12 protein-coding genes and 2 pseudogenes are annotated in these 17,022 nt (G+C 70.6%); 6 read left to right on the top strand and 8 right to left on the bottom strand.

The window, feature by feature from the left end; all coding sequences use genetic code 11:
• Positions 1–158: 158 nt before the first annotated feature.
• Positions 159–584 carry a DUF6003 family protein gene (locus AQJ84_RS23830; protein ID WP_053191021.1) on the top strand — a complete coding sequence of 142 codons (426 nt, stop codon included), beginning with the start codon at positions 159–161 and terminating at the stop codon, positions 582–584.
• A gap of 59 nt (positions 585–643) precedes the next feature.
• On the opposite strand, the gene AQJ84_RS23825 is transcribed toward AQJ84_RS23830, so the two are convergent.
• Together AQJ84_RS23825 and AQJ84_RS23820 are read right to left on the bottom strand one after the other, a co-directional pair.
• The gene (locus AQJ84_RS23825; RefSeq protein ID WP_030037998.1) at positions 644–1,624 is read right to left on the bottom strand and encodes a threonine ammonia-lyase; all 981 of its coding nucleotides are present in this window, start codon (positions 1,622–1,624) and stop codon (positions 644–646) included.
• Between the two features lie 102 nt (positions 1,625–1,726).
• A pseudogene (locus AQJ84_RS23820) lies at positions 1,727–2,086 on the bottom strand (hypothetical protein); the annotation flags it as partial.
• Positions 2,087–2,486: 400 nt separating this feature from the next.
• On the opposite strand from AQJ84_RS23820, the pseudogene AQJ84_RS23810 reads away from it, so the two are divergent.
• Positions 2,487–3,042 (top strand): annotated as a pseudogene (locus tag AQJ84_RS23810) (LLM class flavin-dependent oxidoreductase); the annotation flags it as partial.
• 90 nt (positions 3,043–3,132) lie between these two features.
• Here the strand turns inward: AQJ84_RS23810 and AQJ84_RS23805 are convergent.
• The 6 genes from AQJ84_RS23805 to AQJ84_RS23780 all read right to left on the bottom strand — a co-directional run bounded on the left by AQJ84_RS23805 (position 3,133) and on the right by AQJ84_RS23780 (position 9,356).
• Positions 3,133–3,831 carry a class I SAM-dependent methyltransferase gene (locus tag AQJ84_RS23805; protein ID WP_030038001.1) on the bottom strand — a complete coding sequence of 233 codons (699 nt, stop codon included), beginning with the start codon at positions 3,829–3,831 and terminating at the stop codon, positions 3,133–3,135.
• A 105-nt stretch (positions 3,832–3,936) separates the two neighbouring features.
• Complete coding sequence (locus AQJ84_RS23800) at positions 3,937–4,632, bottom strand: response regulator (protein WP_030038002.1); 696 nt, start codon at positions 4,630–4,632, stop codon at positions 3,937–3,939.
• Positions 4,633–5,095: 463 nt separating this feature from the next.
• Positions 5,096–6,304 (bottom strand): sensor histidine kinase, encoded by a 1,209-nt coding sequence (locus AQJ84_RS23795; RefSeq protein WP_053191019.1) that lies wholly within the window; start codon positions 6,302–6,304, stop codon positions 5,096–5,098.
• 727 nt (positions 6,305–7,031) lie between these two features.
• Entirely contained in the window at positions 7,032–7,478 is a 447-nt protein-coding gene (locus AQJ84_RS23790; RefSeq protein WP_030038004.1) for a hypothetical protein, read from the bottom strand.
• 248 nt (positions 7,479–7,726) lie between these two features.
• Positions 7,727–8,578 carry an MBL fold metallo-hydrolase gene (locus AQJ84_RS23785; RefSeq protein ID WP_030038005.1) on the bottom strand — a complete coding sequence of 284 codons (852 nt, stop codon included), beginning with the start codon at positions 8,576–8,578 and terminating at the stop codon, positions 7,727–7,729.
• A gap of 202 nt (positions 8,579–8,780) precedes the next feature.
• Positions 8,781–9,356, bottom strand: coding sequence for a CGNR zinc finger domain-containing protein (locus AQJ84_RS23780; RefSeq protein ID WP_030038006.1), 576 nt, complete (start codon positions 9,354–9,356; stop codon positions 8,781–8,783).
• Between the two features lie 103 nt (positions 9,357–9,459).
• Between AQJ84_RS23780 and AQJ84_RS23775 the strand changes: the two genes are divergently transcribed.
• The 4 genes from AQJ84_RS23775 (at position 9,460) to AQJ84_RS44765 (ending at position 16,960) form a co-directional block, all read left to right on the top strand.
• Positions 9,460–10,632, top strand: coding sequence for an epoxide hydrolase family protein (locus tag AQJ84_RS23775; protein ID WP_053191017.1), 1,173 nt, complete (start codon positions 9,460–9,462; stop codon positions 10,630–10,632).
• A 98-nt stretch (positions 10,633–10,730) separates the two neighbouring features.
• On the top strand, positions 10,731–11,306 hold the full coding sequence (locus AQJ84_RS23770; RefSeq protein WP_030038008.1) for a dihydrofolate reductase family protein: 576 nt from the start codon (positions 10,731–10,733) through the stop codon (positions 11,304–11,306).
• A 334-nt stretch (positions 11,307–11,640) separates the two neighbouring features.
• Entirely contained in the window at positions 11,641–15,351 is a 3,711-nt protein-coding gene (locus AQJ84_RS23765) for an nSTAND1 domain-containing NTPase (protein ID WP_053191015.1), read from the top strand.
• Between the two features lie 166 nt (positions 15,352–15,517).
• A complete protein-coding gene (locus AQJ84_RS44765) occupies positions 15,518–16,960 on the top strand; it encodes a polysaccharide deacetylase family protein (RefSeq protein WP_063785362.1) in 1,443 nt (480 codons plus the stop codon).
• The last annotated feature ends 62 nt before the right edge of the window (positions 16,961–17,022 follow it).

The raw sequence follows: 17,022 nt of genomic DNA, 5'->3' as shown, positions 1-17,022 counted from the left end.
CGCCCGCCGCAGGGTCGGCCCGCGGGGCCCGCGGGTGTGATCGCCCAACAGACTGACGCGTTCCCGACCACGGCGACTCGGGGCCGGTGAGCCGACGGTAATTCGGCCGCGGCGGGGTATTGGGACGTCGATCAGTCCCTGTCGAGAGTGAGCCGAGGATGACCGACGACGCCTACCTGTTCCTGCTCGAAGACCCGTCCGCGCCGCTCGGCGTGACCCCCGCCGCCGTCGACGATCTCGCGTGCATGGAGACTCCCGCGGTACGCGCGTGGCTGGACGCGCAGGGAAGCACACCGACCTCCCCGCACCTGCGTCTGCTGCCGCCGGAGGAGACAGCGGCCATCCCCGAGGGAGCGGAACGGCTGCCCGTCCCGTTGAGCGACGAGGAACTGAGCCGTGTCCGCCACCGGCTGGTGCCGGAGCCGCTCGCCCAGGTCGAGGAGGAGCTGCTCGCCTACCGCGACAGCGCGGAGGGCCGGGACGGCCTGATCGGTCGCGCGCTGGCCGCCGGCGTGCCGCCGCACCGCGTCGTCGAACTGACCGGGGTGGACCCCGCGGAGGTGACCCAGGCGGCGGGCGGCTGAAAAGCGGCTGACGAGCGGCTGGCGAGCGACTTCGCCCAGTTCCGGGCTGCCGGTGTGAGTCAGGGCGTGTGGAGGGGAGCCGCGCCTACCCAGCGATGGTAGGCGTCCACGTCGACGTTGCTGCCGCACACGATGGTGACGACATGTCGGCCGGCGAAGCGGTCTCGGTCTTCGAGGATCGCCGCGATGCCGAGCGCGGCCGAGGGTTCGACGACCAGGCCGGCGTGGTCAAGGAGCATCCGCATTCCGGCGATGATCGACGCCTCCTGGACCAGGACGGCGTCGTCGGCGACCAGGAGGAGGTCGTCCAAAACGGCCGGGATGGGACGCCGCCCCGCGACGCCGTCAGCGATGGTGTCGGTCGAGTCGGTGGTGACGACACGTCGTCCACGCCACGAGTGCGTCAGTGCCGGTGCGCCCAGCGGCTGGACGCAGATCACCTCCACTGCGGGTGCCAGTGCCTTCATGACATGCCCCACGCCGGTGGCCAGCGCCCCACCGCCGAGAGCGATCAGGACGGTGTCGAACGACGGCTCGGTGTCCACCAGTTCCAGGCCGATGGTCGCCGCGCCCTCGCAGGTCTCGATGTCCAGGCTGTCCTCGACCAGCCGGATGCCGTCACACCGTGCGATGGCCGCCGCCCGCTCACGAGCCATCTCGTGGTCGCCGTCCACCAGCTCCAACCCGGCGCCCCATGCGCGGATGCGATCGAGCTTGGCCCGCGTCGCGAAGCGGGATGCGACGACGGTGACGTCGAGCCCCCGGCCGCGACCGGACCACGCGAGGGCTTGGCCGAGGTTGCCCGCGCTCGCGCACACCACGGCTCGCGAGGCATGCCCGGCGAGCATGCCGGCGACCAGCTCGGTGCCGCGGGCCTTGAAACTGCGGACCGGGTTCGCCGTTTCGAGCTTGATGCTCACCGTGCACCCGAGGCCGGGTTCCAGCGCCTCGCAGCGGTACATCGGAGTGTCGAGAAAGACCGGGTCGATCACCCGGCGGGCCGCCCGGATCCGAGCAGTGTCGAGACGCGTCTGCTGCACGAGACAGCAGCGTAGCGGCCGCTGGTGCCGGCTCCATGAGCAACTGCCAGGCGGCAGTCGCCCTCGCGGGTACGGCGGGCGCGTGGGTGGCGTGGTGTGGCGTCAGGGCCGGTGGCGGTCGGCGGGGTGGGCCAGGTCGTAAGGGCGTGGGTACTGCGCGGGCCGGTAGGTCGCGTAACGTGCCGCCCCGGACGGATCGGCCTCCGCGGCACGGGCGTTGAGGTTGGCAGGGTCGGCTCCCCGCCAATGGCGCGTGGCGATGCGGGTCTCCAGGGCGTGCAGAGCGGCCACCCCTTCGCCTGCGCTGAACGTGCAGTGGCCGGCGTTCTCGACGAAGGCCTGCCGCAGCAGGGGTGCGGCGCCCGCAGCGCTGACGGCGCGACGATAGGCGCTCTCCGCCTGTACCGGGATGAGGCCGTCGCCCGTGGTGTGCACGGTCAGCTGCGGCTTGGCCAGCCGGCCGGGAGATCAGTTCGCTGCGTATGCGGGCGCCGGTCCGGCCCGGGGACGTGCTGCACGGCGCGATGGAGATCATGGAGGTCCGGCCCCGAGACGACGGCACCGCAGTCGTCCGCAGCAGAGGCACCCTCACCAACGGTTCGGGCACCCTCGTCATGGAGGTCCAGGGAGAGTCGCTCTGGGACACCGGCCGGCCAACGGGAACGAGGACGGGGCGACTTGACCACCGCGTGGCGGGCCGGTGCGCCGGACAGCGCCCTCGGTGAGCGGGACGAGACGAATGCCCCTGTGCGGCCCTCGGGAACCTGCCCTCGATCCGGTTGGCGGCGCTGGACACGACCGGTCGCCCACGACAGGACCAGGTCTGCGCGGCACGACGCACATGACCGGCGCGCAAGCGTCGCGCATCGGAGCGGCGTGGCGACCGCGAGCACCATGGCCTGGGCGTGCCCTGTCCGCCGCTCGCGGAGCGTTTCGAACGGCTGGAGGAGGCCCTGCGGATCTGCCGGCAGATGGGGGACCCGGACAACAACGGCCCCTTCGAGGGCCGTTACTACCAGCTGGCCGAAACCCTGTGCGTGCCGCCGCCGGTGAGCGCTCCGCATCCGGAGATCATGATCGGCAGCGGGGGCGAGAGGAAGACGCTGCGGCTCGTCGCCCGGTACGCCGACGCGTGCAACCTGTTCGCCACCTCGCCCGAGGAGGTCGCGCACAAGCCGGACGTGCTGCGCGCCCACTGCGACGAGACGGACCGCGACCACGACACCATCCGCCGCACCATCACGTACTCGGGATCGGCCGCCACCCGGGAGGACCTGGACGCCTTCACCCATGACGTCGAGCCGTACGGCAAGCTCGGCATCGACACGGTCATCATCTCGCCGCACCTGGACGCCACGTCTCGGTGGATGGAGACCTTCGCCGCCCCAGCCGTACGGCGACTGGCCGAACTGGGCTGAGCAGCCCGGGAATCCGAGCTCTCCGTCCGGCGGCGGGAGGGCGTAGGCCCTGCCCGCCGGCCATGCGGCGGTGCGCTCCGTACGACAGCTTCAGCGCAGGGTGAAGAAGATCATGGGGTTGTCCCTGCTGTCGCGGAGGGCATGGCCCAGAGCGAGGCTCCGCTTGACGTCGTTCAGACGGTGGTGGATCTCGGGGGCGTGCGCCCGGGAGGCGGTGAAGCAGGTGTTCTCCTGTTCGGCGAGCCAGCGCAGGACGACCGCGCCCTCGGTGAACGGCAGCGGCCTGCGGCCGTGGAAGACGTCGTGGACGCACACCGGGATGCCCGGCCTCATGCGCGGGAACAGCTCGCGTATGTACCAGCGGGCGAAGCTCGCGGAGTGCGCCGCGTCGATGAACAGGAAGTCCGCGGTGTCCGGGATCTTCTCCAGGTTCTCCCGCGCGTCGCCCTGCGTGAACGTCCAGCGGCCGGTGGAGAGCCGCTCCGGTACGTTGCGCGCGACGTGGTCCACGATGTCGTACGAGTAGAGGTGGCCGGTGCCGTTGTCCTTCAGTGCCTGGAGGATCCAGGTGGTGGACCAGCCGTGGAAGGTGCCGATCTCCACCACCGTCTCCGGGCGGGCCTCGCGCAGCAGGAGGTAGGTGATCTCCGCCTCGATGTCGTCGAGTTGGGCCTTCAGCGAGGTCGGCGGCGCGAGCAGCTCCCGCTGCTGCTCGCGGACGCGGTCGAGATCGTGGGCGTACGTGCGGTAGAGCCGGACGATGTGGTCGATGTCGATGATCTGGTGCATGAGCGCTCCGTGCGAAACCGGTTGGTCAGGGCGCGGTGACGCTAAAGCCCGGACGGGGCACGGCACGTCACACCCAGGTGCCAAATCCGGTGTCACACCGGGGTGCTACGTGCGCGAGGCCGGGTGGGGCCTCTCCGGGGTGACCAGCCCCGACTCGTACGCCAGCACGACGAGTTGCGCCCGGTCGCGGGCACCGAGCTTGGCGAGCAGCCGGCTCATGTGGGTCTTGACGGTCTGCTCGGCCACCACCAGCCTCGCGGCGATCTCCGCGTTCGACAGGCCCTGCGCGACGAGCACGAGAACCTCTGTCTCACGAGGCGTGAGACCGTTCAGCCGCACGCGCGCGTCCCGGCGCTGGGCGGGGCGGCGCCGTGCCACGTCCTCGATGAGGCGTCGGGTGACGGACGGGGCGAGCAGCGCCTCACCGGCCGCGATCACCCGTACCGCCTGCACGAGTTCGGCGACCGGGGCGTCCTTGAGCAGGAAACCGCTGGCCCCGGCGTGCAGGGCCGCGTAGACGTAGTCGTCGATGTCGAAGGTGGTGAGCATGAGCACCTTGGGGCGGTGCACCACACCGGGCGGCGGATCGAGCAGCTGCCGTGACGCCTCCAGCCCGTCCATCTCCGGCATGCGTACGTCCATCAGCACCACGTCGGGATGGGTACTGCGGCTGACCTCGACGCCGAGCCGGCCGTTGGGCGCCTCCCCCACGACGTCGATGTCGCTCTGCGCCGACAGCAACGCCGCGAACCCCGAACGCACCATGTCCTGGTCGTCCACGACGACCACCCGGATCACCATGCTCATCTCCCCTGTTCCGGTCATCTGAAGAGCCCACGCGGCCGGGCCGCGAGAGGGCGGAGGCATGCGTGAACCGCCGTCGCCGTACGCATACGGTCGGGCACGTGGACAGGGCTCCACTCTTTCCTCGCGAGGGGACCGCCGCCTCGGTCGAACGGCCACAAACGATCGGCTCGCAGGGGCGGGCCCTCGGCCGAACGGTGGATGGAGGAGCGTCAGGGTCCCGCTGACAGGGCCCCGGCGGTTCCGTCGACGCGAGCGGCACGGCATGCGCCGCGCGTACGACGGGGAACGCCAGGCGGAGGAGTCCGCTCACCGAGTCGGAGGCTCCCGCCCGGCCGGAGGCAGGCCCGCAGGGGCTGCGCCGCCGCGCGCTGGTCGCCTTCACACGACAACGGTCACAGCAAGGAGCGGCCGCCCTGCCGCCGTCTGCGGCGTGCCGCCGTCGGGCCGAGGCGGGCGGTCACGACAACGTCTTCCCCACCGGCAGGATCGCCGTGATGTCCCAGCCCCGGCAGTCGGAGCGGGGTCCCGTACGGAGTTCGCCGCCGAGCGCGGTGACGCGCTCGGTCAGCCCGACCAGGCCGAAGCCGCCGCCGCGTGCGGCAGGTGGCAACCGGGTGCCGCCACGGCCGTCGTCGCGCACCGTCACCTCCAGCGCGCGGCCGTCGTAGGCCAGAGCGACCGTCACCTCGGTGGCGTCGGCGGCGTGACGCCGCACGTTGGTCAGCGCTTCCTGGACGACCCGGTAGGCGGCGGCCTGCACCTCGTGGGGCAGCTGGTCCGGCACCGCGGGGTCGCGGCGCAGCGTGGCCTTGGGACCGACGGGCCCGCCGAAGCCCTCCACCAGCTGGGGCAGGGCGGCGAGATCGCCCCTCGGGCCATGGTCGATGCTCCCGGCCTCAGTGGCCTCGCGCACGAGAGCGACAGTGCGACGCATGGAGGTCAGCGCCTCGGTTGCGGCGCGCTCGACATCCTTCAGGATCCCGCTCAGACGCTCCGGGTCCGTCATGGCCAACTGCTGGGCCACCTGCGTCTGCACCAGGATCCCTGTGACGTGATGAGCCACGAAGTCGTGCAGGTCGGCCGCCATGGCCAGGCGTTCGGACCGCTGGGTCTCGGTGATCGCCACGCGGCGACGGTGGTCCAGCGCACGCAGGTAGCCGGCGAGGCCGGCGGCCGCTCCGGCCGGCCACAGCATTCCCAACGGGTTGACCGACGGGTCGCCGGGTGCCCACCTGTAGGGCAGCGCCAGAAGCGCCACACCGCCCACGACACCGCACATCACCGCCCACCGCACGGGGCAGTCCCGCACCGCGATCACAAGCAGGCAGAGCAGGACCGCGAGCTCACCGGGTCCGGCCACCGCCTCCCTGCCCCACAGGTACACGGCCGCCGTCACGGCACCGGAGAGGAACGCGGGCACGCCGGTGCGCACCGGCACGGTGAGCCACTGCGGCCGTCGGGCTGCGGGCCACAGGAGCGCCGCCAGACCGATCGGCAGCACCACCAGCTGAGGCCACCACGAACCACCCTCGACGCCGGCCCACAGCAGGTCGACAGCTGCCGCTGGCAACAGGAGAGCGACACCGAACGCCTTCGGGAGGCCCCGCCGACGGCCGTCCGGTCCGGGAGACAGGCCGAAGGCGCGCACGCTGCTCAGGAGATCCACGGCGCGACCCTAACCTCGCGTCGACACAGCGGGATCAGCCGAAAGGCCACCATCCGCGACGCGGCGGCCCGCACACACCGGCTGAACGGCCGATTCCTCGCACGAACAGAGGCTGCTCCGGTTTTTCAGTACCCGTGCGGGGCTACTGACCAATTTTCCGCAGGTCGAGACTCGATCCCAGCCGACGGCACTCCCCCCGCCGACGGCTCGGGCGGCCCCCAACCCACGCGCCCCCTGTGTGGGCCGGGGCCGCCCGTGCACCCGTGCGGGCAGCCCTCATCAAGGCCATCGACCTACCTGACCCACCTGACCGTCCCGCGGCCCTACGCGCCGCACCGCACTGGCGAGAGCAGTCACCTGCACGCCGAGGGGGCACGGCGCTCGGCATCGCGCCTGAGCACCTGGCGCCGGGCCTGAGAACCTGTGGCGTTCCAGCGGGCCGGGCCAGGCTGACTGAGCGCAGTCACGCCATCCCGGAGCGCCTGCGGAGAAACTCGACGCCCTCGCCTTCCAGGTCGTCGCAGTAGGTCGAGCGCCCGGTCTCTGTGGCCAGGAGGCCCGCCAGCACATCCGTCCCGCCAGAGCACCGAACCTCGCCAGCCGGGGGCCCGGACGGCGACCCGGTACGACGAGCAGGAGCCGGGCGCCCCGCTGTGACGTGGGTAGAACCGTCCGACGCGAGAAGACGCTGATCGCCCTACAACGGTCGAGGAGTTGAGGAACCAGTTCAGCGATCCGGCCACATCTGGACAACCCATACCTCAAGTGGATCCTCGTGAGGCCCGTCTGGCGGGAAGGGATCGAGGGCGAGCGGGGCTTCCAGGTGATCGCGCCCTCGGCAGAGCAGGCGTAGGTGGTACCGCCCGGGCCGCAGCGCGATCTCTCCGTAGTCGACACCGTTCAAGTCGACGACCGCGAGGCGGTCGGCCATACGAGAACGGAAGGCACGTTCGTAGTTCCAAGCTCCCGTCGGCTTGGGCGCGGGGCCGTCCCACGTCTCCAAACGCACCAGAGGGTAGAAGTCGTTGTCGCTGGACGTCAGGCTCCAGCCGTCCCCAGGGATCTGAACCACGTCGTCTTCCGCCGGCGTTTCCTCGAAGAGGATGGGGCCGATCTGGATGGTCCGGTATGACACCCGCGGACGGACATCAACAGTGCTGATCAGGTGGGGCACCTACGCTCCTCACCAGGTTGAGTTCGCAGGCGGCATCAGGCTGACCACTGCCGCGCTCCAAAAGCCGTCAACTTGTCATGCTAGAACCAGATCCCAGGGGTTGAAAGATCCCCTCGCCCCACACCGAGATCATCACGGCACGAGGCGAGACACGGACCCCGGTTCTCAGCACGGCCTAGCCGAGCGGCAGGTTCCTGGTCGTAAGCGCCGGAGTACAGCAGATCCCAACGCAGGCGCGGCAGAGCCGCTCACGTGCCCGACGGCCGCGGCTGCTCCGGCGGAACCGAGCTCTCGGCAACCGCCATCCACTGGTCCAGGTCGGTCTGGGTGAACTCTTCCCACGGTGGGATTCCGGGGAGCTGGCGGAGGAGGTCGTAGGCCTCGGGGATCTGGGCTCCGCGGAGGACCGGGCAGTGGCAGCCGGCGATGACCTCGGCGTTCAGGTGTTGGAAGTCGGTGACGACCGTCCCGAACTTCTGGGCGTCCAGCAGGGCGACCCAGGGGGAGACCAGTCTTCCGCCGAAGAACTGGCCGTCGCGGAATTCGTCCCGCGACAGCGCCGCCATTTCAGGCATAGGGGTCGGCACGTTCGTGGCGAAGGTGTCCACCGCCCACAGGACGCTGGCCTTGGGGTCGAAGAGGGCCCGGGTGGTGGGGTTGTCGTACAAGGGTGGTCGCTTGGCGACCAGGGTGCGATCGCCCACGTCTATCGTGTCGCCATCGGTCATGAAGCGGCACCGGTTGATGGGAGTCTCCCACTCGTCGGCCATGCGGCCGATGGAGAACCATGTCGTCAGCAGGGTCGCGTTCGGGCATTCCGCGAGGACCGCCAGGAGGTTGCCGGCGTGGTCGCGGTCGTCGTGGGTGAGGAAGATCCACCGTACGTCCAGGGGATCCACGATGGACCAGGCTGCCTCCAGCCACTGGGAGCGCACTGCGGGCGCCCCGGTGTCCACGAGGACAGGTTCGGTCCCCCGGATCACCATCGAGTTCATCGGGAAGTGGCCGACCGGCGGGGCCTCAAGGGCCCACGGGATGACGAACGTCTCCTCGGCGATCTTGTACGGCTGCAGAAGGTCGAAACTCTCCAGGGTAGTCATCGCTGCTCTCCCTAGGACGGAGTCACCACAGCGTCCATGAATCCAGTGCAGCCCCGCGCCGGGCTGTCGTCAAACGCAGAACTCGTAACGGTCGGCTCCGGTGAGCGCATCTCCCACGCAGCCCTCTACCGGACCTGGGGCCACCTCAAGGACGAGTTCGATTCCTGACCAGGGGAACGACGCCAGAAGTGGCACTCATCCCTCACTCCGCCGATCTGGGGTTTTTGCGCTGGTTGGCATGGAAGCGCGCCTTCTTCTGACGATTCCCACACGTGTTCATGTCACACCATTTGCGAGTGCGGCTTTGGCTGGTGTCGAAGAAGGCGGCCAGGCAGGTCGGTGATGCGCACAAGGCCAATTTTCCGTCTCGCTCGCCTGCGATGATGCTGATCGCGTCGGCGGCGATCACGCTGAGGGCATCCTCCACGCAGGAGGCCGAGCTGAGCCGCCATCGCCGCTCGCCCTCGGGCGTCAGGATCGCCGCGGCCCGACCCTGAGCGCTGCGGTCGTTGATGACTTGGACAGCAGACGCAGGGAGAGCGTCCTGGAGCGCGGCCGCTGTCGCGGTGGCGTGAATCGACTCCCTCAGTTCCCGTGCGAGGTCGAGCTGGGCAGTGGTGCAGGAGTCCACGGCGAGGCCGTTCACTGCCAGCCAGTCGATGAGTCGGTGTGGTGTGGGAATGCGCTCCACAGCGTTGCCATGACGCTCCGACAGAGTCCCCGTGAAGCTGGTCGCCAGCACGTTGCCGAGGCGGAAGTCAGGGAACGCAGCACGCATGGAACCACCTTAGCGGGTTGCCGCACGGCTCGAAGAACTGCTAGAACCGTCTTAGCCGGTTCCCGACAGATCGTAGCCGGTTCCGCGACGGCCAGGAGGCCTCATGCCCCTTCCAACCAGCGAGGTCCAAGCATTCGAAGCCCACGAAACTGACGCTGATCTCGACGATCTGCGCGCGCGACTAGCCGCGGCACGGCTGCCGGAGGCCGAGACGGTCCGTCGCGCCGCGCCTGACCCTCGCCGATGGGAACAAGGTGTTCCTCTCGCCGACCTCGTCGATGTCGTGAACTACTGGCGCACCGGCTACAACTGGCGGTCGTTCGAAGAGCGCCTCAACCGTATCGGCCAGTTCCGCACGACCATTGATGATCTGGGAATCCACTTCCTGCACCGCCGATCCGCGCGCGCAGACGCCACTCCTCTGATCCTGACGCACGGCTGGCCGGGCAGCATCGCCGAGTTCATCGATGTAGTAGACGAGCTGGCGGATCCGAAAGATGCAGCCGCACCGGCGTTCCACGTCGTGATCCCGTCGCTACCAGGATTTGGTTACAGCGACAAGCCGGCCACCACCGGGTGGGGGACCGAAAAGATCGCGGCCGCGTGGGTGGAACTGATGGGAAGGCTCGGCTACAGCAAGTTCGTAGCCCAAGGCGGCGACTGGGGAGGCAATATCACCACGGTTCTCGGCGGCAGGTTCCCGGCGCACGTTCTCGGCATCCACACGACGTTCGCGGAGGCACCGCCCGGGTTGACAACGGACGGGCTGACGGCGGTCGAACGCAGGTGGACCGAGGAAACCCGCGATTTCTGGCGCCACCGCGCGGCGTACGCGAAGCAGCAGGCGACCCGACCGCAGACCATCGGCTACTCACTCGTCGACTCACCGGTCGGGCTTCTTGCCTGGATCCTAGACAAGTTCGCCGAGTGGACAGACACCGAAGACAGCCCGTTCGAGACGATTTTCATAGACAGCGTTCTTGACAACGTCACCCTGTATTGGCTGACGCGGACCGGCGCATCGTCGGCCCGCATCTACTACGAAAGCCACAACTCGCTGGACCCCGAACTTCGGGTCGACGTCCCGTCAGCAATCAGCATGTATCCCCGCGACATCGAGAAGTGTCCCCGCCCCTGGGCACAGGAGCGGTATCGACAAATCGTCCGATGGAGTTCGCCCGACATCGGAGGGCATTTCCCGTCGCTGGAGGTTCCCGAGTATTTCGTCAAAGATCTGCAAGAGGGCCTCGCGGCAGTGCTGGCCGCGGCTGCCTGACATCAGGACACCGCGGACAGGCATGTGACTCCCCCGTCGCCCCCACCGGCCGACCTATGATTCGACCTCGGGCCTCCAGAAATCCTTGGAGAAGACGCATGAGTGATGTGAGCACCGGCATCGGCGCCAGCACCGGCAAAGTGGTCGTGAACAGGGCGATGTCGCTGGACGGGTTCATCGCCGGTCCTGGTCACGCGATGGACTGGATCGCCGAGTACCTCACCGCGGATGTCTTCCCGGAGGTCATGGCGGCCACGGGCGCCATGCTCGTCGGCCGGGGCACGTACGAGGTCGCCAAGCGTATGGCCGAGCAGGACACCGCCTACGACGGGGGAGCACAGTTCGTCCTCACCCACGAGCCTCCCGACAAGCCGGACCCTACCGTCACGTTCCTGACCTGCGGACTCGAGGAAGCCGTAGCCACGGCACGCAGCGCCGCGGGCGGCAGGAACCTGGAGATCCTCGGTGCTGACGTGGCCGCCCAGTGCCTGCGGCGCGGGCTCGTCGACGAGATCCTGGTGTACGTCCTACCGGTGCTGCTCGGCGACGGTGTCCGCTTCTCGCCCCCAGGCCTCGACAGGATCGACCTGGAACCCTTCAGCAACACCCAGGCGGGCGCCGTCACGATGCTCCGCTTCCGCGTGCGAAAGCAGGCGCAGCCCTCCGGCAGTTGACACCCCCACCAGCGGACACCCTGACGTCCGGCTCGGACCGGACATCGGCGACGTGCCGCGTGCGCCTGCCGCGATCGTTCGACGAGCGGGTTGATCATGCCGCCGCGCGGCGAGGGCGGCCCAGCGGTGCCGGCGTTCGGACGGACGCGTGGGCGTTCGCGACTGTGGACTTCCACCCTGCGCATCACCGGAATCCGAGATCAACACACCCCCACCGGGAACGGGTGCGTGACGTGCCTCGTCCTCACAACGGGCGGGAATTGCCTCCGCCGGCGGTCGAGCATACGTTGAGCGCCGATCACCCGAGTGTTTGCAGGTCGAAAGGTACCGCCCGGTGGGACGACGCGAGAAGCCGGTGGACCCCCACGCCGGCCCCGTGCAGCGGCTGGCGCACGAACTGCGCCTGTTGCGCGAGAAGGCCGGAAAGCCGCCGTACCGCGAGATGGCCGCGCGTGCGGGTTACTCGACGACCGCCCTGTCCCAGGCGGCGGCCGGCGACCAGTTGCCCTCACTGGCGGTGGTGCGGGCGTACGCCCGGGTACTGGACGCCGACCCGGACGAGTGGGAGCGGTACTGGCGGGAGGCGGATGCGCAGGTGCGGGCGCCCTCTGCCGAGGACCGGGCCCCGTACCGGGGGCTGGCCCGCTACGAGCCAGGTGACAGCGACCTGTTCTTCGGCCGGGACAAACAGGTCGGCGAGCTGCTGGAGCTGGTGCGCGCACGCCGGTTCGCGGCCGTGTTCGGCCCCTCCGGCAGTGGCAAGTCGTCGCTGCTGCGGGCCGGTTTGATCCCGGTGCTGCGGCAGGCCCAGGGCACCGACCGCCCGGCGGTGATCCGGGTGGTCACGCCCGGGGAGCGGCCCTCGCGTACGCACGAGGAAGCTCTCGTCCCCAAGGACGGTGACCTGGACACCTGGGTGATCGTCGACCAGTTCGAGGAACTGTTCACCCTCTGCCACGACCGGGCGGAACGCGATCGCTTCCTCGACCTGCTGCTGCGCGCCCGCGCTCCTGAGAGCCGACTGCGCGTGGCCATCGCCGTACGCGGTGACTTCTACGGCCACTGCGGCGCCCACCCGAGGCTGGCCGAGGCGGTCAGCCGCGCGAACCTGCTGGTCGGACCGATGAACCGGGACGAGCTGCGGGACGCGATCACCGGCCCCGCGACCGCCGAGGGCCTGAACGTGGAGCGGGTGCTGACCGCCCGCATCATCGACGAGGTCACCGACCAGCCCGGGTCCCTGCCGATGGTCTCGCACGCCCTGCTGGAGACCTGGCGCCGGCGCCGCGGACGCACCCTCACCTTGGCCGCGTACGAGGAGGCGGGAGGCGTGCGGGGCGCGATCGCCGGCACCGCCGAACAGGTCTACGGCGAGCTCACGCCGGAGCAGGCCCGCATCGCCCGCCGTATCCTGCTGCGGCTGATCGCACCCGGAAACGGCTCGGCCGACACCCGCCGCCCCGCATCGCGAGCGGAGCTGGGGCCCGACGCGCAGGACGTGCTGGAACGCCTCGCCGCCGCCCGCCTCGTCACCTTGGACGGGGACACCGTCGAGCTGGCCCACGAGGTGCTGATCACCGGGTGGCCCCGGCTGGCCGGCTGGATCGACGAGAGCCGGGAGCGGCTACGGGCACAGCGGATGCTCGGGGAGTCGGCGCGTGCCTGGGAACAGTTGGACCGTGACGCGGGAGCGCTGTATCGGGGGGCGCGGCTGACCCAGGCCGAGGAACTGTTCGCCCGGCAGCCCCATGACGACCTCGCCGGACCGGAGCAGGCCTTCCTCGACGCCTCCCGCGCCGCACGTGACACCGAACGGGAGGCCGGGAATCGGGCCGCCCGCCGTACCCGCCTGCTCAGCGTGGGGCTCTCCGCCTTCCTCGTGCTCGCTCTGGGAGCAGGCCTGCTGGCCTGGCAACGCGACCGGGCGAGCGACGCCGAGGCGGCCGAGGCGGCCGCCCGCCGCCTGACCACCGTGGCCGACAGCCTGCGCACCGCCGACCCCCGTACGGCCGCCCTGCTCTCCGTCGCGGCCTGGCGGCTCGCCCCCCTGACGGATTCCCGCTCGGCCCTGCTCGACGCCCTGGCCCGACCGGAGCGGGACGCCTTCACCGACCCGCAGACGGGCGAGAACGCCCGGCGTTTCCTCACCGATCAGGGCCGCGCCCTCATCACCGTCACCGGCGCCGAAGCAACCGTCCGCGACGTGGCCGGCCACCGTGTCACCGCCACCTACCGCCTGCCCGGCGGCACAGAGGTCTCGGACGCCCTCGACGCCCGCTCAGTCGTTCTCATGGGTCAGGGCGGCGACGAGGTGTGGGACCTCGCCGCCCGCAAACCCGCCGCCGAGCTGGGCGACGCCGTCCACTGGGCGGCTCCCGACGGCAGCGCCTACGCCACCGGCCCGTTGGAAGGTCCCGGTCCGGTGCGGGTGTACCGGACCGGCGACGGCAAGGTCGTGTACACCGCGCACACGCCCCGCTCCGTCACCACCGCCGCCATCGGCCCGGGCGGTCGCCTGCTCGCCCTGTGCCCGGCCGACGGCGCACCCCAGGTGTGGGACACCGTCCACGGCAAGAGGTTGCCGGGCGCCTGGGAGAAGGCGGGCGGCACCGTCTGCGGCACCGGCTCGGGGGCGGACGGCGGCCTCCGTCTGCTGCGGTTCAGCGGGGACGGCCGGCGTGTGGCCATGGTCTCCGGGAACACGGCCACGGTCTGGGACGTCTCCGACGGACGGGACGTGGCCGACTTCGCGAGCGGCGGCACCAGCGGCTTCACCCAGGCCGACCTCTCCCCGGACGGACGATTCCTGGCCACCGCCGACGACCGGGAGATCGCCGTGTGGCAGCTGGACCAGGGAGGCGGGCAGGTGTTCCACGCACCGCTGGCCGGCGCCGAAGTGGGCAGCCTGACCTGGACCCCGGGCAGAAAGCGGACGCTGCGCTATCTCGACGGCGCCACCGTCCGCACGTACGACCTGAGCGACCGCCTGGACGCCCGCTGGCAGAGCACCACGGCCGACTCGACCGCACTCAGCCCGGACGGCACCACCCTGGCCACCGCCACCCCCTCCGGCTCCGGCTACCGCTTCGAACTGCGCTCCACCGCCACCGGCGCCGTGCTCGCCCGCACCCGGCTCGGTCCCCTGCCGGCCGAGACCGACGACGGGCACCCACAGCTGGCCTTCAGCCCGGACGGGCGGGCTCTCGCCGTCGCCGACACCGTGTCGTCGCACGGCTCGCTTCGGCAACGCTTCAGCGTCTGGGACGTCCCGGCGCACCGGGTTCGTACGTCGTTCGAGACCTCCGGTGCGACGGACCGCGCCGTCTCCGCGCTCGCTCTCGGCACCGGCGGCAGGACGCTGCTGGTCGCGCGCTCCCCCAGCGGGGACGGCACGGCCGAAGTCTGGGACACCTCCGCCCGCCGCCGCACGGCCACCCTGCGCGCCCTCTACGCGGACAGGCTCGCCCTGCGGCCCGACGGCCGGCTGCTCGCCGGTTCCGCGGACCGGTACGCCGAGCTGCCGTCCGGTCGCGTGAGCGGAGTCGCCCTGGCCGACGGCCGACAGGTCACGGCACTGGCCTTCAGCCCCGACGGCACCCGCCTCGCCGTCGGCGACTCCACCGGGCACGTCACCCTGTGGGACGGCGGTCTGCGCCACCGCATGGGAATCCTGACCGGCACCTCCGACACCGTCTCCCAGGGCGAACCCGAGACCGTGGGCGCGCTCGCCTTCTCCCCCGACGGCGACACCCTCGCCGTGGGCGGCAACAGGGGCACCCTGCGCCTGTGGGACACCGCCGGGCAACGTCTCCTCGGCAGCGACCTGCCCACATCCGGCACCGAGATCGCCACCCTGGCCTTCACCCGCGACGGCGCCACCCTGTACGCCGGCGGTCCGGACGTGCTGCTCCAGCGCCACCCGGTCGCCCCGGACGACGTCGTCCGCACCCTGTGCGAGCGGGCCGGCGCGGGACTCACCAGAGCGCAGTGGCGGACCTACGTCCCCGACGCGCCGTACCAGCAGGTGTGCCCCACGGCACACTGACCGGCGGCGCGTCCGGAGACGGGCACGCACAGGGCACCCGCGCGTCCGTAGACGCGCACACACAGGGCACCCGCTTTTGTTCAGAGTGACCCCGGCGGTCGCTGAAAAACGCTTCTGACCTGCACGATCGGAACCCGGTAAGCCCCCTAGCCCAGGTTCTGGTCCCATGCGTACACGCCTCCTGTTCCCCTCCCTCCTGCTGCTCGGTTCGCTCTCCCTGACGGCAGCCTGCTCGTCCGGATCCTCCGGGACGTCGGACACGGCGACCGACGGGGGGCGGCCCGGTTCGTCCTCCGGCACCGCGTCGGTACGAGCCGTCGACCCCTCGAAGATCAAGGGTCTTGAGATCGTCAACAACAGCAGCGAGGACACCTCCTGCCCCTTCGCGACCAGCTACCCGGACGTGCCGGGCGCCGAGGCGATGACGGCCGCGATGAAGAAGGACGTGGAGCAGCGCCTGACCACCTTCCGCTCGGCATGTGACGACGGCGGCGGGGCGGGCGAGGCCGGCGAACTCAACATCAGCCACCAGTTCCTGGTCGCCTCCGGGGACGTCCTCGGCGTCCGGCTCACCAGCCAGGACCACACCGCGGCGGGGAGCGGCGTGGGCGTGCGCACGTACTGGTACGACGGAAAGGCCGGCGCGTACCGGCCCGCGCTCGCGCTCGTCGACGACGAGTCGCGTAACACCTTTCTCGCCGCCCTCGGGAATCAGCTCAAGGGACGGGACGGCACCGACGCCGACGAGGTCGACAAGGCGCTCGCCGACGGGACGAACCTCACCGACACCTTGGACGACATCGCCTTCACCACTGACGGGGGCCTGCGGGTGACCTTCGACCGGGGCGAGGTCGGCGCCCCCGCCGCCGGCTCCTATGTGGTGACGTTCTCCAGGGCGACGGTCACCCCCTGGCTGTCCGGCTTCGGCAAGCGCGTCCAGCAGCAGACCGTACGCCCCTCCGGCTCCCTCGATCTCGGAGCGGCCGCCACCCCCGCTCCCGCCGTGCCGACCCACACGGCGTCCGGCGACGACGACACCGACTGCGAGAAGGTGAAGTGCATCGCCCTGACCTTCGACGACGGCCCCGCCGTCCCGGAGACGGCGACCCTGCTGACGTACCTCACGCAGAACAACGCCCGGGCCACCTTCTTCACGGTCGGCCAGAACGTCGCCGCCCACCCCGACCTCGTCCGCGCCGAGGCACGCGCCGGCAACGAGGTGGGCAACCACTCCTGGAGCCACCCCGATCTCACCAAGCTCACTGCCGGGCAGGTCGCCTACCAGCTGAACCGCACGAGCGCCGCGATCAAGGACGCGACCGGGAAGGCCCCCACCCTCTTCCGTCCGCCCTACGGCGCCGTCAACAGCACCGTCCGTCGGGCCACCGGGCTCTCCCCCGTGCTGTGGACCCTGGACACCGAGGACTGGAAGTACCCGGACGCCGCGAAGGTCGCCCAGAGCGTCGTGGGCAAGGTGAAGCGCAATGACGTCGTCCTCATGCACGACATCCACCCCACGTCGGTCGCCGCGGTCCCCGAGATCCTGCGCACGCTGACCGCCCGCGGCTACCACTTCGTCACCGTCAGCCACCTGCGCGCCACGATGTGACCTCCGACAGGCCGCACCTCGTCGTGGAGTGCGGCGGCAGCGAAGGCTGGTCAAACCGCCGG

It is taken from the genome of Streptomyces resistomycificus, assembly GCF_001514265.1.
In the GTDB taxonomy this organism is placed as follows: domain Bacteria; phylum Actinomycetota; class Actinomycetes; order Streptomycetales; family Streptomycetaceae; genus Streptomyces; species Streptomyces resistomycificus.
The sequence above is the reverse complement of the archived record's forward strand: the minus strand, read 5'-3'. Positions and strand labels throughout refer to the sequence as shown.

Excerpts from the sequence above, each read along its gene's own strand:
- AQJ84_RS44765 (WP_063785362.1), top strand. The coding sequence starts at position 15,518 with ATGCGTACACGCCTCCTGTTCCCCTCCCTCCTGCTGCTCGGTTCGCTC.
- AQJ84_RS23830 (WP_053191021.1), top strand. The coding sequence starts at position 159 with ATGACCGACGACGCCTACCTGTTCCTGCTCGAAGACCCGTCCGCGCCG.
- AQJ84_RS23770 (WP_030038008.1), top strand. The coding sequence starts at position 10,731 with ATGAGTGATGTGAGCACCGGCATCGGCGCCAGCACCGGCAAAGTGGTC.
- AQJ84_RS23785 (WP_030038005.1), bottom strand. The coding sequence starts at position 8,578 with ATGACTACCCTGGAGAGTTTCGACCTTCTGCAGCCGTACAAGATCGCC.
- AQJ84_RS23780 (WP_030038006.1), bottom strand. The coding sequence starts at position 9,356 with ATGCGTGCTGCGTTCCCTGACTTCCGCCTCGGCAACGTGCTGGCGACC.
- AQJ84_RS23800 (WP_030038002.1), bottom strand. The coding sequence starts at position 4,632 with ATGGTGATCCGGGTGGTCGTCGTGGACGACCAGGACATGGTGCGTTCG.
- AQJ84_RS23775 (WP_053191017.1), top strand. The coding sequence starts at position 9,460 with ATGCCCCTTCCAACCAGCGAGGTCCAAGCATTCGAAGCCCACGAAACT.
- AQJ84_RS23805 (WP_030038001.1), bottom strand. The coding sequence starts at position 3,831 with ATGCACCAGATCATCGACATCGACCACATCGTCCGGCTCTACCGCACG.